The 15005-nt window shown below is 38.4% G+C and carries 17 protein-coding genes; 7 read left to right on the forward strand and 10 right to left on the reverse strand.

Annotated elements, in window-relative coordinates:
- Positions 1–12: 12 nt before the first annotated feature.
- The 6 genes from ACSC97_RS10835 to ACSC97_RS10860 all read right to left on the reverse strand — a co-directional run bounded on the left by ACSC97_RS10835 (position 13) and on the right by ACSC97_RS10860 (position 4884).
- On the reverse strand, positions 13–642 hold the full coding sequence (locus tag ACSC97_RS10835; protein ID WP_042891015.1) for a MotA/TolQ/ExbB proton channel family protein: 630 nt from the start codon (positions 640–642) through the stop codon (positions 13–15).
- A gap of 46 nt (positions 643–688) precedes the next feature.
- Positions 689–1576, reverse strand: coding sequence for a ParB/RepB/Spo0J family partition protein (locus ACSC97_RS10840; protein WP_004911551.1), 888 nt, complete (start codon positions 1574–1576; stop codon positions 689–691).
- The gene (locus ACSC97_RS10845; RefSeq protein WP_004911554.1) at positions 1573–2355 is read right to left on the reverse strand and encodes a ParA family protein; all 783 of its coding nucleotides are present in this window, start codon (positions 2353–2355) and stop codon (positions 1573–1575) included. Before ACSC97_RS10845 ends, ACSC97_RS10840 begins: the two co-directional genes overlap by 4 nt.
- Before the next feature lie 21 nt (positions 2356–2376).
- Positions 2377–3009 (reverse strand): 16S rRNA (guanine(527)-N(7))-methyltransferase RsmG, encoded by a 633-nt coding sequence (rsmG, locus tag ACSC97_RS10850; protein ID WP_199954996.1) that lies wholly within the window; start codon positions 3007–3009, stop codon positions 2377–2379.
- Positions 3010–3181: 172 nt separating this feature from the next.
- On the reverse strand, positions 3182–3871 hold the full coding sequence (gene murU / locus ACSC97_RS10855) for an N-acetylmuramate alpha-1-phosphate uridylyltransferase MurU (protein WP_125299273.1): 690 nt from the start codon (positions 3869–3871) through the stop codon (positions 3182–3184).
- Positions 3871–4884, reverse strand: a complete 1014-nt coding sequence (locus ACSC97_RS10860; RefSeq protein ID WP_168153701.1) for an aminoglycoside phosphotransferase family protein — start codon at positions 4882–4884, stop codon at positions 3871–3873. The genes murU and ACSC97_RS10860 overlap by 1 nt, the downstream gene beginning before the upstream one ends.
- Before the next feature lie 118 nt (positions 4885–5002).
- Here ACSC97_RS10860 and ACSC97_RS10865 point away from each other — a divergent pair, with 118 nt between their 5' ends.
- Positions 5003–7465, forward strand: a complete 2463-nt coding sequence (locus ACSC97_RS10865; RefSeq protein WP_004954067.1) for an LPS-assembly protein LptD — start codon at positions 5003–5005, stop codon at positions 7463–7465.
- Positions 7465–8778, forward strand: a complete 1314-nt coding sequence (locus tag ACSC97_RS10870) for a peptidylprolyl isomerase (protein ID WP_004954065.1) — start codon at positions 7465–7467, stop codon at positions 8776–8778. Before ACSC97_RS10865 ends, ACSC97_RS10870 begins: the two co-directional genes overlap by 1 nt.
- Positions 8779–8875: 97 nt before the next feature.
- Here ACSC97_RS10870 and fba read toward each other — a convergent pair whose 3' ends face one another.
- The 3 genes from fba to ACSC97_RS10885 form a co-directional block, all read right to left on the reverse strand.
- Positions 8876–9913, reverse strand: a complete 1038-nt coding sequence (gene fba / locus ACSC97_RS10875) for a class II fructose-bisphosphate aldolase (RefSeq protein WP_004954063.1) — start codon at positions 9911–9913, stop codon at positions 8876–8878.
- A 207-nt stretch (positions 9914–10120) separates the two neighbouring features.
- Positions 10121–11272: an ATP-dependent RNA helicase RhlB gene (gene rhlB, locus ACSC97_RS10880; RefSeq protein ID WP_436660910.1), complete on the reverse strand. Its 1152-nt coding sequence runs from the start codon at positions 11270–11272 to the stop codon at positions 10121–10123.
- A gap of 99 nt (positions 11273–11371) precedes the next feature.
- Positions 11372–11584, reverse strand: a complete 213-nt coding sequence (locus ACSC97_RS10885; protein ID WP_004911569.1) for a cold-shock protein — start codon at positions 11582–11584, stop codon at positions 11372–11374.
- 354 nt (positions 11585–11938) lie between these two features.
- Here ACSC97_RS10885 and ACSC97_RS10890 point away from each other — a divergent pair, with 354 nt between their 5' ends.
- The 5 genes from ACSC97_RS10890 to ACSC97_RS10910 all read left to right on the forward strand — a co-directional run bounded on the left by ACSC97_RS10890 (position 11939) and on the right by ACSC97_RS10910 (position 14669).
- Positions 11939–12178 carry a sulfurtransferase TusA family protein gene (locus tag ACSC97_RS10890; RefSeq protein WP_004954060.1) on the forward strand — a complete coding sequence of 80 codons (240 nt, stop codon included), beginning with the start codon at positions 11939–11941 and terminating at the stop codon, positions 12176–12178.
- A 131-nt stretch (positions 12179–12309) separates the two neighbouring features.
- Positions 12310–13179 (forward strand): RNA polymerase sigma factor RpoH, encoded by an 870-nt coding sequence (gene rpoH, locus ACSC97_RS10895; protein WP_004911572.1) that lies wholly within the window; start codon positions 12310–12312, stop codon positions 13177–13179.
- Between the two features lie 108 nt (positions 13180–13287).
- Positions 13288–13653 carry a DUF423 domain-containing protein gene (locus tag ACSC97_RS10900; protein WP_436660918.1) on the forward strand — a complete coding sequence of 122 codons (366 nt, stop codon included), beginning with the start codon at positions 13288–13290 and terminating at the stop codon, positions 13651–13653.
- 9 nt (positions 13654–13662) lie between these two features.
- The gene (thiS, locus tag ACSC97_RS10905) at positions 13663–13860 is read left to right on the forward strand and encodes a sulfur carrier protein ThiS (RefSeq protein ID WP_004911577.1); all 198 of its coding nucleotides are present in this window, start codon (positions 13663–13665) and stop codon (positions 13858–13860) included.
- Between the two features lie 23 nt (positions 13861–13883).
- The gene (locus tag ACSC97_RS10910) at positions 13884–14669 is read left to right on the forward strand and encodes a thiazole synthase (RefSeq protein WP_004639328.1); all 786 of its coding nucleotides are present in this window, start codon (positions 13884–13886) and stop codon (positions 14667–14669) included.
- On the opposite strand, the gene ACSC97_RS10915 is transcribed toward ACSC97_RS10910, so the two are convergent.
- Complete coding sequence (locus ACSC97_RS10915) at positions 14662–14925, reverse strand: hypothetical protein (protein ID WP_436660914.1); 264 nt, start codon at positions 14923–14925, stop codon at positions 14662–14664. The two genes, ACSC97_RS10910 and ACSC97_RS10915, sit on opposite strands and share 8 nt — an antisense overlap.
- Positions 14926–15005 lie beyond the last annotated feature (80 nt).

Genomic DNA, 15005 nt, shown 5'->3' on the forward strand with positions numbered 1-15005 from the left:
GATCACCTATGCTTAGCTTGCAAGGCGATGTTCTTGTACATGTGGTACTTTTTTGTAGAAAAGTGCAGCATGGAACAAGGTAGATTGCTGTTCTAACTCAGCAGTATATTCGTGTACAACACGTTGAAAGTATCGATAAGCAATCATCGCTGGAATAGCAATTAACATACCAACAGCCGTTGTGATCAAAGCTTTAGAAATACCAGGCATCATCATACTTGCATTTCCTGCTGATCCCACATCAATCACCAAGAAAGATTCAATAATACCTAAAACCGTACCAAGCAAACCCAATAAAGGGGCTATTGCGCTCAATGTGCCCAAGAAATTGATGTTCTTCTCTAAGAAGGAAATTTCTTGTGAAGCTGCCGCCTCCATTTGCGCACGCGCAAATTGTTCACCCTGTTCTTTGTGTTCGTACCCAGCAAGTAGAATACGTCCTAAAGGTGATTTCTTTGCTTGCTCTTGCTGCAAATTTGAAATTACAGTCTCAGCATTAGAACCATTTACAAATAAATCTCTAGGTAATACTTGAGAACGTTTCAAACGAATGTAGCGTTCAATTGTGATTGCAACCGTAAAAATTGATGAGAGAATAAGCGGCAGCATTAACCAGCCGCCCGCTTTTACCAGTTCCCACATATTATTCCCCAATAATATTTAAAATAATTAGGACGAATCCTAAATATTAGTTAGGCAAACAAATATTTAGAATCCCATCCAACTCATCCAATGAGTGATAGTGAATGACCATTTTCCCTTTTCCTTGTTGGTTATGGTCAATTTTGACGTTCGCACCAAAGCGTTCAGATAGCTTTTGAGTTAATTGTTCAATATCTGGAGAAATTTTTACCTTCTCCTTTTCTGGTTTTGGCTCACTCCACTCACGAACCAATTGCTCAGTTTGACGCACTGACAAACCTTTTTCAATCACGATTTTTGCAACTTCAATTTGTTCTTTAGTCTTTAAAGTCAAAATTGCACGGGCATGCCCCATATCAATCTGACCTTGTTGCATATAATCTTTAATTGGGTCTGCTAAACTTAATAAGCGCAACAAATTACTAACTGTAGTACGTGCTTTACCAACAGTATCTGCAATTTCTTGGTGACTTAAACCAAATTCATCATGAAAACGTTGCAATGCAAGTGCTTGATCAATAGGATTTAAATCCTGGCGTTGAATATTTTCAATTAAGGCTAATGCTATCGCGACCTGATCATTCAACTCTCTTACAATTGCAGGAATTTCAGTTAATCCCGCCATAATTGCAGCACGCCAACGTCGCTCACCCGCAATAATTTCATATGGATGTTGTTCATCATCCACAGGACGAATCACGATAGGCTGCATTACACCATGTTTTTCAATCGATGATGCAAGCTCTTGTAAATCCTGTTCTTGAATAAAACGACGTGGTTGATATTCTCCACGCTTTAACGAGTTAACATCAATTTGCTTGAGTTGACCATGATCCAAGGCTTGTGCTTCTAGTTGCAGTTTTTCTTTTTGAATCGAACCTAGCAACGCATCTAAACCACGACCTTTAGCCAATCCGCGTTTTTTGATGCTCATACAGCACTTCCTTTTTTCACTTTACTTTTTTTAAGCATTTCCGCAGCCAAATTTAAATATGCAACGGCACCTTTAGAACTCTTTTCAAAATAGATCACAGGTAAACCATGTGCTGGCGCTTCAGCCAAACGAATATTACGAGGGATAACCGTATCATAGAGTTTTTTACCAAAATATTGCTCAAGCTCAGAGGATACATCACGTGTTAACGCATTTCTTGCATCATACATGGTACGTAACACACCAATGATTTCCAAGTTTGGATTGAGTGCTTTTTGTATACGGTCGATGGTTTGTGTTAGATCTGCAAGGCCTTCTAAAGCATAGTACTCACATTGCATCGGAATGATCACACCATTCACTGCTGCAAGTGCATTTACAGTAATCAAGCTTAGACTTGGAGCACAATCCACAATAATGTAATCAAAAGCTGAATCTACCTCTTCTAATGCTTTTTTGAGGATAAATTCACGACCTTCTTGCTCAGCGATTGCTAGCTCTACACCTGCAAGCTCACGGTTTGCACCCAAAACCTTATATCCTACTTCTGCTTTTTGAATCGCAGTTTCGATCGGCACTTCACCTAATAAGACATCAGTAACAGAATACAAAAGGTCATTCTTTTGTACGCCAGACCCCATTGTTGCATTACCTTGTGAGTCCATATCAACTAACAAGACACGCTTCTTTAAAATCGCCAAAGAAGCAGCAAGATTAACTGCGGTTGTTGTTTTCCCCACGCCACCTTTTTGGTTAGCAATTGCAATAATATGTGCCATGATTACCCTTAATATTTTTTATTAAATTCGTTGAAGCAAAAGCAAATGACGTTGTTCATCTAATCTTGGTACTTTCAATTCGACAATCTGAGACTGATATTGATCATTTAATTGATCAAGTTCATCAGTTGGAATCAAACCTTTCATTGCTGCAATAATACTTTTTTCATGCATATATGGCTGTGCAGCATCCACAAAGTCAGTTAGAGAAGCAAATGCTCGACTTGTAATTACATCGAACTGACCAAGTTCATTGATACTGTCTTCATTTTCAACACGTGTTTGCACTGCAATTACATTTTTCAGTTTTAAATCAGCAATAAACTGTTTCAGAAAACGAATTTTCTTACCATTTGAATCAAGCAAAACACAATCACGTTCTGGTTGACATAAAGCAATAATCATTCCAGGCATTCCACCACCTGTACCTACATCTAATAAACGCCCTTTTGGTAGATCATTCAAGATACTTAAACTATCTAATAAATGTTTAACCAGCATTTCTTTAGGGTCGCGTATTGCTGTTAGGTTATATGCCTTATTCCACAATACTAGCGCATCTTGATATTTTAATAAGAGTGTTAAAGCCTCTTCGCTGAGGTTTAATCCTAAAGCTTGACTACCTTGCTTTAATTCTTGAAAAAAATGATGCATGACAGTGTAACATCTCGATAAATTTGCTGTGCAGTATACCGATTTCTGATACAAGACACAGTAGGACTTGTTGAACGATTATGCAGTTAATCATCTATGTTCATGATAAACTGCACAATCCATCAAATTTTCTGCCTTGGTTCAACAACATCAAAGCACGACAAATATCTTCTTAGGCAAATTCACCTTGTTTAATTTTATTGTCAAGCTCTTCTAACCGCTCAGGCGTACCAACATCAACCCAAATACCCTGCATTTTCTCAGCTGAAACTAATTCTTGTGACATTGCCTGTTTAAGTAAAGGTGCTAATGGTCTCTTACCATTCTCCAGACCTTTAAACATATTCGGTGATAATACCGCAATACCACTATAGGTTAATGCTTCACCCAATTGCTCCTGCTCAAATGTATAAGCCAAATCATTGGATAAAATGAAATCACCTTTCAAATGCTGAGGAGGATTATCAACCAATACTAAATGCGCTTGCTTGTCACCTAAATGAACATTCAGCAATGAAGAGAAATCCATAGTTGTCCAGACGTCACCATTGACGAGAATGAAAGGCTTATCGCCCAATAAAGGCAATGCATTGATAATACCACCTGCCGTCTCAAGTCCCTCACCCTCATGCGACCATAAAATAGTTACACCAAATTGAGAACCATCTCCAAGAGCAGCCGCAAGTTTGTCTCCCAACCAAGCAGTATTGATCACAATTTCAGAGACACCTATCTTTTGCAATTTTTCGATGTGCCAAACAATTAAAGGCTTTCCACCAACTTCAAGCAAAGGTTTTGGTGTATGCAACGTGAGCGGTCGCATACGATTTCCAAGACCTGCGGCAAGAATCATAGCTCTCATTATGCAGCAACCTCATAATCACCATATTTTGCAATGAACTTTGGCATAACGATTTCACGCATAAATTGCATAAAGTCATTCAATTCATCATAACCTTGACTTTCTTCAAGCAGATACCACATCACTCTTGGCAGATCTTTTAGATAACCTGATTTTCCATCACGCTCGAATAAACGAACAAAAATACCTAAAATTTTAAGATGGCGCTGAATCGCCATAAGATCAGCATCACGCTTAAACTGCTCAAAACTCCGATTTTCTTTCGCTTTTGCTGGCAACAAGTTATAAAAGACTTCAAACCATTCATAAACTCGCTCGGCATTCCACTGTACATAGGCATCTCGTGTAATCGAGATTAAATCATAAGTATCAGCACCAATTACCGCATCTTGGAAATCAATAACACCAAGTTCTTGCTCATTTTCAATTTTCATCAGATTACGACTGTGAAAATCACGATGAACGATTACTTGAGGTTGATTAGTTGCTTCAATCGCAAGAAAATCGAAAGCTTGCTCAATTGTTTCTAATTGCTGTTCTGTTGGTTGAATATTTAATGAAGGTAGCATCCATTCTGTTAACAGACGCATCTCTGTCATTAATTTCTCATATGAATATGCCGACAAATGAGATTTCCCGTCAATTTTCTGCAATTCAATAAGTTGTTTAAAGCTCTGGGCATAATATTGATCAACTGTTTTATCATTTAACAATGTTGACAACACTACATCACCAAAATCTTCCAACAATAATAATCCTTGCTCCAAATCTTTAGCAACGATATGAGGAACTCTCACCCCATTCGCATCAAAGAATTCATCAATCGTCACAAACGGAACGCAATCTTCTTTTTCAGGAGGCGCATCCATGAGCATATATGTTTTGTTTTGTAACCCAACTCGTGCATAGCGGCGGAAACTCGCATCTCCAGCAAGAAAGTTGATTTCAAACTGATCAGATTTGAGAACGGCTTCAAGCCAAGTTTGTATCAATTGTTCACGTTGTGTATTCATTTGCAATAAAATCTAAAACTAGCTGAGATTTTGAAAGCTTAAGTGTAGCCACTTATCAACTTTTTCTCTATGATGCGACAATAATTAATTGTGAATTAGCATACTGGTTAATGAGACAATGAAACATCAGTTTAAATTTAATCCTTTAGCAACTGCTATTTTGACACTCTTGTGTGGCGGCTCGATTCAATCAGGTTTCGCAGCAACCAACACGTCTCATGTCTCTACACTAGACAATGCTCAACTCAAAGCCAAAATTCAGAAAGACCAAGAAACCTACCCTGGCGAAAGTTTTTTTCAGCAATACTATGTAGACAAATCAGCACCAGAAGCTCAATTGCGTGACAATCGCTATCTAAGCTCATCTTTTTGCCAAGGTACATGGATTACGCCTATCAACCCTGAAAGCAGACCCAAAGATGCGAATAGCACCACCTCTGTTATTACGGCAGACTATGGTCACTACAATCCAAATGGTGATTCGGTTTTACGAGGTGACGTAATTATTGACCAAGAAGGTCGCAATATTCGTGCAGATGAGGTTACTTTAGATTCATCTCAAACATATGCAAATGCGAAAGGTCGAGTTCAACTCGCTCAATCAGGTTTACTCACCCAAAGCGATCAAATCAATTACAACTTAAAAACCCAAACTGGCGACTTAAATAACAGTTTTTATATTTCTGAACAACAACATGCTCATGGCCATGCAAGCCAAATCAAACGCCAAAATGAAAATTTAGTTATTCTTAAGGATGCTAGTTATACAGCCTGCCCACCTGAACAAAAACCTGCATGGAAAATTCAGGCTAAACAAATTGAACTGAATCAAGAAACTGGTCGTGGTGTGACTAGAGGAACTAAACTATATGTAAAAGATGTTCCTGTCTTAGCTGTTCCTTATTTTAATTTCCCAATTGATGATAGGCGCACCACTGGTCTTTTAAGTCCAAATTTTGGTTATAGCAATGATGGTGGTGCTCAACTTACTGTTCCTGTTTATCTTAATCTTGCACCTAATTATGATCTAACACTCACACCAAGCTTTATGAGCAAACGTGGAGCAAAGTTGGATGCAGAATTTAGATATATGACTGAGAATTTTGGCTCAGGACGTATTTGGGGTGGCTACCTACCAAATGACAACGAATACGACAACAAAGATCGTGATGACTTACATTTTGAACACAATTGGAACATCACAGATCAATGGTCTACGAACCTAGAATTTAACCATGCATCAGATAAAGATTATTTCTCTGATTTTAATTCAAGCCCAAATTCAAAAACTGATTTGAACCTACGTCGTGCATGGGAATTGAATTATAAAAATGGCATTCCTGGCTTAAAAGCTCAGTTAAAAGTCGAAGATTTCCAAACCCTAGATGAAACGATTGAGGATAAAGACAAACCCTATGCTCGCTTACCTCAGTTCCTTCTCAATTATGTAACAGGTAATCCACAAGGTTTACAATACGAGTTTAATAATGATACAGCTTATTTTAAAAAGTCTATAAATGATGGCTCAGCTTTAGAATCAAGCGGTACTCGTATCTATAACCAATTTGCTGTTCGTTATAACTACATAACACCATCATGGTTCTACGCTATTCCTGAATTATCCGTACGTACGATTAATACATTCTACGATCAAGATACTAAAGAAGGTTTAGGCTTATCGGCTTCCGATGATTTAGAGAAGTCTGTCGTTGTGCCGCAATTTACGTTCGCAACTGGTGTAACTTTTGAGAAAGATGGCAAATATCTTCAAAGCATCTCACCAAGAGCGTTCTATGCTTACTCACCTTATAAAAAGCAAGATGATCATCCAAACTTTGACTCTACAACTGCATCTATTAGTTATGATCAATTGTTTAACCCTTACCGCTTTTATGGGCACGACCGCTTAGAGGATAATAATTTCTTATCTTTGGGTGTTACATACAGCTTACTAGATACAGAAGGCTTAGAGCGTATTAGAGCGAGTCTAGGTCAAAGTTATTATTTTAATGACAGACGTGTAACCCTAAACGAAGAACCTGATGAGTTCGACACGCAAAAAAGAACAGGTCCGATTATTAGCCTAGCGAGTCAATTGAATCAAAACTTCACCTTAGCTGCCAATTCTGCATGGATGTCTAATGGTGAAAATGCACAACGTGATTTTCAAGCATATTACGTCGGCGATAAAGGTAATCTCTACAATGTAGGCTATTTTTATCGTAAAGACATTCCAGACCGTCAAGATTCTTATGATCAAGCTGTTGCATCCTTTATACAACCTGTAAAAGATAATTGGCGTATTATGGGGCATGCTCAATATGACTTAGACAATAATTTGATGCGCGAGTATTTACTTGGCGTCAATTATGAGTCTTGTTGTTGGGCTGTCTCTGTATATGGACGCTCGTACTACAACGATTTAGATGATCCTAATTCTCCTGATGTACGTAGAAAGCGTGCTGTAATGGCTGAGTTTACACTTAAAGGTTTAGGCGCCTTAAATAATAAGCTTGCCTCACTTTTAGAAAGCAGAGTTTTAGGTTTCAACAAAATTAATCAATCTTGGACACAACGTTAATGAAGATAAATTCTATTCAACATATCTTTAGAGCTACTGTTCTAGCCGCCCTAATTTCTTCATCAATGCATAGCTTTGCTCAACCTACGGATGAGGTTGTCGCAATTGTGGATAGTAGTGTCATTCTTAAAAGTGATTTAGAACAAGGAATTGCTGAAACTGAGCATCAACTTAAAGCACAAAATAAAACTGTGCCACCACAACAATACTTACAGATGCAAGTTTTAGATCAATTGATCATCCGACAAGCTCAATTAGAACAAGTTAAACGTTACGGTATTAAAGCCGACGAAAAAAGTTTAAATGCTGCTGTTATGAAAGTGGCAAATCAATCTGGCGCTACTACCTTAGAAGCGTTCCAACAAAAACTAGATGCAATTGCGCCAGGTACATATGAAAACTTAAGAAACCGTATTGCTGAAGATTTAGCAATCGGACGCTTACGTCAACAACAAGTAATGTCGCGAATTAAAATCAGCGACTTAGATGTTGAAAATTTCCTAAATTCACCTGAAGGTCAAGCCGCATTAGGCACTCAAGCCCATGTGATTCATATGCGTATCTCAGGAGATAATGCAGCAGAAGCACAAAAAGTTGCCTTAGAAGTAAAAAATGCGCTTACGAATAGTGATGATCCAAAAGCAATCAGCTCTAAATTATCAACTTCTTCTGTGAAAGTTGATGGCGCAGACATGGGATTTAGATCACTTTCTGAAATTCCAACTGAACTCGCAGCGCGAATCACCCCATTGAAAATAGGTCAAACAACTGAACTTATTAATGTTCGTGATGGTATCCACGTTCTTAAATTACTTGAACGTAAACAAAATGATCAAAAAGCTTTAGTGGATCAATACCAAACACGTCATATTTTAATCCAACCTTCTGAAGTTGTATCTTTAGACCGTGCTAAACAAATGATTGATAGTCTATACAATCGTGCTAAAGCTGGCGAAGATTTTGCAACACTTGCTGCAACATATTCAAATGATACAGGTTCAGCTCGTGATGGAGGTAGCTTGGGTTGGGTTAGCCCGGGCGTTATGGTTGCTGAATTTGAACAGACAATGAAGAATACTCCTGTAGGTCAAATTAGCAAACCATTCCAAACACAATTTGGATGGCACATCCTGCAAGTGATGGATACTCGCCAACAAGACATGACCAAAGAAGTACAAGAACGTATGGCACGTCAGATTCTCGGTGAACGTCAATTTGATACTGAAGTAGATACTTGGATGCGTGAGCTTCGCGCCAATGCATATGTTGAAATTAAAGATGTCAGTTTAGACTCAAAAGCGCAGCAAAAATAAATTCTGCCTCAAAAAAATGCCAGCTATATGCTGGCATTTTTTCATACAAATAAAAAAATAGCGGCAAAGGCCGCTATTTTTTTAAGTTACAAGTTAATCACTTATAACGATCAACCATCTTCTCTAAAGAAATTGGGCGAATCTTATCTGCATTACCAGCCGTACCAAATGCTTCATAACGTGCAATACAAATGTCTTTCATTGCTTCAACTGTTTCACCAAAGAATTTACGTGGATCAAATTCACTTGGTTTCTCAGCCATCATACGACGCATTGCACCCGTAGAAGCTAAACGCAAATCAGTATCAATATTAATTTTACGAACACCATGTTTAATCGCTTCTACAAGCTGATCTACTGGCACACCGTAAGTTTCTTTAATATCACCACCATATTGGTTAATAATCGCCAACCACTCTTGTGGTACAGAGCTTGAACCATGCATTACAAGATGCGTGTTTGGTAGCGCAGCATGAATTTCTTTGATTCGATCAATTGCCAAGATATCGCCTGTAGGTGGACGAGTAAACTTGTATGCGCCATGAGAAGTACCCACAGCAATCGCTAAAGCATCGACATCAGTGTCAGCAACGAATTGAGTTGCTTCTTCTACAGAGGTTAGCAATTGAGAATGGTCTAGTACGCCCTCAGCGCCTACACCATCTTCTTCACCAGCCATACCAGTTTCAAGGCTACCTAAGCAACCAATCTCACCTTCAACAGAAACGCCACATGCGTGAGCCATAGCTACAACACGACGAGTAACATCAACATTATAATCATATGAAGTTGGTGTCTTACCATCAGCCCCCAAAGACCCATCCATCATCACTGAGCTAAAGCCCAACTGGATAGAGCGTTGGCAGACATCAGGGCTTGTACCGTGATCTTGATGCATTACCACTGGAATATGTGGCCATTCTTCAATCGCAGCTAAAATAAGATGACGTAAGAAAGGTGCACCTGCATATTTACGCGCACCAGCAGAAGCTTGTACGATTACAGGTGAATTCGTTGCATCAGCTGCGAGCATAATTGCACGCATTTGTTCTAAGTTGTTTACGTTAAACGCTGGTACGCCGTAGTTATGTTCTGCAGCGTGATCCAAGAGCTGGCGCATTGAGATTAGAGCCATAATATCCTCCCAGGTAATGCGCCATATTCTACATGTTGATTTGTTTCAATTCAGCAACTAATCACAGGATTTTAAAAAAATTCTTAATCTTTTGTATCATTTGGGTAGCAAAACATACTAAAAAATAAAAAAAGCTAAATCGTCGCATGATTTAGCTTTTTAAATGATTCAACAAACAAATTCTAATTTGAAATTGCTTCAATCAAATCAACAATATCCTTCGATTCGCGTAAGGGGTAATTTCTTCCCAATCGCCTTTTCAATCTCAGGCAAATAGAACGCATCATCTTCTGATAAGAAGCTAATACTTACACCTTGAGAACCTGCACGTCCAGTACGACCAATACGATGAACATAATCATCTGATTGCTCAGGCAAGGTAAAGTTAATGACGTGCGATACACCATCAACATGAATACCACGACCAGCAACATCAGTCGCAATCATAATATTGTTTTTGCCTTGTTTAAACTGATCGAGCATCTTCAACCTTTTGTCTTGCGCAATTTCACCAGACAACATTCCTACTTTATAACCATCACGCTTTAAGTGATCATATAAACGACGAACTTGATCTCTACGGTTTGCAAAGATCATGACCTTATCAATAGGTTCTTCACGAAGAATTTCTTGAAGCAATTTATATTTATCTTTGTTTTCTACAACGTAAACTCGTTGCTCGACATCATTATTGGTTTTCTGTTCAGGTTCAATTTCTACCGTAACAGGTTCAAATAACCATTGTCTTGCCAAATTCAATACATCGTAGCTAAATGTTGCTGAAAACATCAAAGTTTGGCGTTGCTCTTTGAATGGAGAAAAACGAACAATTCGTTTTACTGATGGGATAAATCCCATATCAAGCAGGCGATCAGCTTCATCAATCACTAAAAATTCAATTTTATCTAACCAAACTTCTTTTTGTTCAACAAAATCAATTAAACGCCCTGGCGTTGCAACAATAATATCAACAAAGTTGCGATCCAACATTTTCTTTTGTTTTTCAAAGTCTACACCACCTAATAGAGTGACAAGATGTAGATCAGTGAACTTTGTCAAATGCTGGGCATCACTTTCAATCTGTAATGCAAGCTCACGAGTAGGAGCTAAGATTAATGCTCGTGGTTCACCACGAAAACGTTGCTCTTGTACTGGATTGGTTAATAAATCATTAATCACACTGATTAGAAAGGCAGCTGTTTTACCCGTCCCTGTCTGTGCTCGACCAATGGCATCATGCCCTGCTAATGTATATTTTAAAACCTTTTGTTGAATAGGAGTCATTTGTGTGAACCCCAAAGCATCAATGGCTTTTTTCAACTGCGGATGTAAATTTAAGGTTTCAAAACCAGACGTCATATATGCTCTCGAACCATCAATGACTAAAGAAAGTGGCTATTATAAACAAAAACGCCCCAAATAACATTGGAGCGCCTTTTATTGCGTTAAAGCAACAAATTAGTCTAAAGGCTGAACGTTTTCAGCTTGGAAACCTTTTTGTCCTTGAACTACGCTGAATTCTACGCGTTGGCCGTCACGTAATGAACGGTGACCTTCGCCTACAATTGCGCGGAAATGAACAAATACGTCATCACCACCATTACGCTGAATAAAACCAAAGCCTTTAGTGTCGTTAAACCACTTTACTACGCCTTGTTCACGAGCTGTCATAAGTCAATCCTCAGATATTGAAAGATAAGGACCTTCCGGTGTTGCAAACAGCAGAGCCAACAAGGTTTTAAAATATTTATAATTTTAAAGCTTGTAATCATTCTGTAAAACTATCAACAATTTCCGGTTACATCCATTTGTTATAGGGTTTAATACAAGAAATTTATATTAAACACTTTCTAAAACGCATCGAGCTTAACACGGGTTTATTCCAATTAATAGATTTATTTTTAGTAATTTCCTAGCACTCTATCTGTTTTATTCAACCATTTAGCGCTTTTTTTGCTAAAATTTTTCCGTGTAAAATAGTGAAAGTTTGTTAAGATAATTTTCAATTAAGCTTTGTTTATTACTATGTCTCAAATTGAAGGCTCGCCCGAAATAATTGATGCGCTAGGACAACCTTGCCCTATGCCACTTTTGATGTTGAAACGCGCTATTAAGAAATCGTCAGGATCAAAGCAATATCTTTTAAAATCATCAGACCCGCATAGTGAAATTGATGTAACACGATATTGCCAAATTCAACAACTTCAATGTCAAACACAGAAAATTTCAGACCGAGAATTTCACTATTTAATTGAATCTATTTGATTCTTTGATAAACTCTCGGTAAAGATAAAATTGAAATATTTACATTTCTATACTCAAATTTCCTTAGTGATGAAGAACATTCGCATTAAGATGAAATTATTGACTTTAATACCATCCTATAAGGAGACTCCATGACTACTGACAGCAGCAATCAATTGATGCCCCTGTCATTGTCTGCGCCAGGCGTTAACCTTGGTGCATATATCAGTACTGTCAATCAAATTCCTATTTTAACGGCAGAGCAAGAGAAAGAACTTGCTGAACGTTATTATTATGATCAAGATCTGGATGCTGCCAAACTTTTGGTAATGTCACACTTACGTTTTGTCGTACATATTGCACGCAGCTATGCAGGTTACGGATTACCACAAGGTGATCTCATCCAAGAAGGTAACCTCGGATTGATGAAAGCTGTTAAGCGCTTTGATCCTAATATGGGTGTGCGCTTAGTTTCTTTTGCTGTGCATTGGATTAAAGCCGAAATTCACGAATATGTTATTCGTAACTGGCGAATTGTTAAAATTGCTACCACGAAAGCTCAACGCAAATTATTTTTCAATTTGCGTAGTCTTAAAAAATCAAGCAAACGTTTGACTTTGGAAGAAGCTCAATCAATTGCAAATGATTTGAATGTGACGCCTGAGCAAGTGCTCGAAATGGAAGGTCGTTTAACCGCTTACGATGCTGCTTTTGAAGCGCAAGGTGATGATGACGATGATACACCGCACACCGCACCTGCACTTTATCTAGAAGATAATCGTTACGACCCTGCACGCCTAATTGAAGAAGAAGATTACGAAGAACAAAGTACTTCTGCATTGCATGAGGCCATGGATCAACTTGATGATCGTTCTCGTAATATTTTACAGCGTCGTTGGTTAGACGATGACAAATCAACTTTGCATGAATTGGCTGCTGAATATAACGTTTCTGCTGAACGTATTCGCCAGCTTGAAAAGAATGCAATGGAAAAAATTAAAATTGCGATGTCAGCAAGTTAAATTCAGAACAAACACAAGGGCGGCAATGCCCTTTTGTTTTATCCAGCTTTGTTAAAAGCTTCGAATATGTTAACTTTGTTCATCAATTTTCCAGTTCCATTTTTCATTATGTGGATAGCAATTTCTGCGTTTGATCTTGCACTTGCAGTTATGTTAGGTGCTTTTGGCGCTCATGGACTTAAATCTATTGCCACAGTAGAGCAACTCGCTTGGTGGAGCACTGCAACACAATATTTTTTCTACCATGCTCTAGGTTTACTCATTTTAGCTGTACTCAAAAAAACCATACCAACATTTCCAATAAAAATTCCTTTTATTTTGATTCAAATTGGCATCATATTTTTCTGTGGTTCGTTATACATTATGTCGCTTGGTTTACCTCGAATATTAGGTGCAATCACTCCGATTGGTGGTGCATTTATGATTGCAGGTTGGCTATTACTCGCATGGTATGCGATCAAACATGCGAAATAAGGATTTATCATGCATATCTATTTAAACGGCGAGTCAACAGACACGTCATGTGAAAATCTACAGCAATTGATTCAAAGCTTGGCACTTGAAGGCAAACGCTTTGCTGTAGAGAAAAACCAACAGATTATTCCGAAAAGTAGACTTGAGCAAACAACAATTGCTCCTGAAGATCGTATTGAAATTATTCAAGCTGTTGGTGGCGGCTAATCGGCTAAAAATGGAGTAAGCCCATGCAAGATTCCCCTTTAATTATTGGTTCACGTACTTTCCAATCTCGTCTACTGGTCGGAACTGGTAAATATAAAGATCTCAATGAAACTGATTTAGCGATTCAAGCGAGTGGCGCTGAAATTGTGACCGTTGCAATTCGTCGCGTAAACATTGGTCAGCATGCCGATCAACCAAATTTACTCTCAGTCATCCCACCTGAGAAATACACGATTCTGCCAAATACAGCTGGCTGTTTTGATGCAGATAGCGCAATTCGTACCTGCATGCTGGCTCGTGAACTACTTGATGGTCACAATCTGGTAAAGCTAGAAGTACTCGGTGATGAAAAAACCTTATATCCAAATGTAACTGCAACACTTAAAGCAGCGCAAACCCTGATAGATGATGGTTTTGAGATCATGGTCTACACCTCGGATGATCCGATTGTTGCGCAAGAACTTGAAAGTATGGGCTGTGTTGCAATCATGCCTTTAGGTAGTTTAATTGGTTCTGGTCTCGGTATTTTGAATCCACATACCATTTCTATCATCAAAGAAAACGCTAAAGTCCCTGTTTTAGTGGATGCAGGTGTTGGTACTGCGAGTGATGCTGCGATTGCAATGGAATTGGGTTGCGATGGCGTATTGATGAATACAGCGATTGCTGCGGCTCAAAATCCTATTTTGATGGCTTCTGCGATGAAAAAAGCAGTTGAAGCGGGTCGTGAAGCATTCTTAGCGGGTCGTATGCCACGTAAGCGTATGGCTAATGCCAGCTCGCCTGAAACGGGGTATTTCTTTAAATAAGAAAAGAATGATAAAAGGGAGCTTTTTTTGCTCCCTTTTTTAATGCAATTATGATTTTTCTTGATTCCAGATTAACAAGATGTATAACTTGCTCAGTTGATCGCAAAGCAAGATCATGTAAAACATCTGGCTTTAGCAGTTTGATCTCACACTTTGGCATCCATGAAATCACTTGAGCTTCAGTCGCATCATCAAGATAAGAAGCTTTTATTTGAATATCGCCTTTCTTTGTACACGACAAAAAAAGATAACTCATTGAAATAATGGCATAATACTTGTTTTCTGACGACGAATATGATGACACATTTCAATGAGTTACATCTCATCTTAAACAAA

It is taken from the genome of Acinetobacter sp. P1(2025) (genome assembly GCF_051390655.1).
Classification (GTDB): domain Bacteria; phylum Pseudomonadota; class Gammaproteobacteria; order Pseudomonadales; family Moraxellaceae; genus Acinetobacter; species Acinetobacter junii.

Bases quoted from the DNA above. Each gene is read 5' to 3' on its own strand.
- rpoH (WP_004911572.1), top strand. From the start codon at position 12,310: ATGACTACTGACAGCAGCAATCAATTGATGCCCCTGTCATTGTCTGCG.
- rhlB (WP_436660910.1), bottom strand. From the start codon at position 11,272: ATGACGTCTGGTTTTGAAACCTTAAATTTACATCCGCAGTTGAAAAAA.
- ACSC97_RS10915 (WP_436660914.1), bottom strand. From the start codon at position 14,925: ATGAGTTATCTTTTTTTGTCGTGTACAAAGAAAGGCGATATTCAAATA.
- ACSC97_RS10840 (WP_004911551.1), bottom strand. From the start codon at position 1,576: ATGAGCATCAAAAAACGCGGATTGGCTAAAGGTCGTGGTTTAGATGCG.
- ACSC97_RS10835 (WP_042891015.1), bottom strand. From the start codon at position 642: ATGTGGGAACTGGTAAAAGCGGGCGGCTGGTTAATGCTGCCGCTTATT.
- ACSC97_RS10845 (WP_004911554.1), bottom strand. From the start codon at position 2,355: ATGGCACATATTATTGCAATTGCTAACCAAAAAGGTGGCGTGGGGAAA.
- ACSC97_RS10885 (WP_004911569.1), bottom strand. From the start codon at position 11,584: ATGACAGCTCGTGAACAAGGCGTAGTAAAGTGGTTTAACGACACTAAA.
- ACSC97_RS10900 (WP_436660918.1), top strand. From the start codon at position 13,288: ATGTGGATAGCAATTTCTGCGTTTGATCTTGCACTTGCAGTTATGTTA.
- ACSC97_RS10870 (WP_004954065.1), top strand. From the start codon at position 7,465: ATGAAGATAAATTCTATTCAACATATCTTTAGAGCTACTGTTCTAGCC.
- ACSC97_RS10890 (WP_004954060.1), top strand. From the start codon at position 11,939: ATGTCTCAAATTGAAGGCTCGCCCGAAATAATTGATGCGCTAGGACAA.
- rsmG (WP_199954996.1), bottom strand. From the start codon at position 3,009: ATGCATCATTTTTTTCAAGAATTAAAGCAAGGTAGTCAAGCTTTAGGA.
- fba (WP_004954063.1), bottom strand. From the start codon at position 9,913: ATGGCTCTAATCTCAATGCGCCAGCTCTTGGATCACGCTGCAGAACAT.
- ACSC97_RS10860 (WP_168153701.1), bottom strand. From the start codon at position 4,884: ATGAATACACAACGTGAACAATTGATACAAACTTGGCTTGAAGCCGTT.
- ACSC97_RS10865 (WP_004954067.1), top strand. From the start codon at position 5,003: ATGAAACATCAGTTTAAATTTAATCCTTTAGCAACTGCTATTTTGACA.
- thiS (WP_004911577.1), top strand. From the start codon at position 13,663: ATGCATATCTATTTAAACGGCGAGTCAACAGACACGTCATGTGAAAAT.
- murU (WP_125299273.1), bottom strand. From the start codon at position 3,871: ATGAGAGCTATGATTCTTGCCGCAGGTCTTGGAAATCGTATGCGACCG.
- ACSC97_RS10910 (WP_004639328.1), top strand. From the start codon at position 13,884: ATGCAAGATTCCCCTTTAATTATTGGTTCACGTACTTTCCAATCTCGT.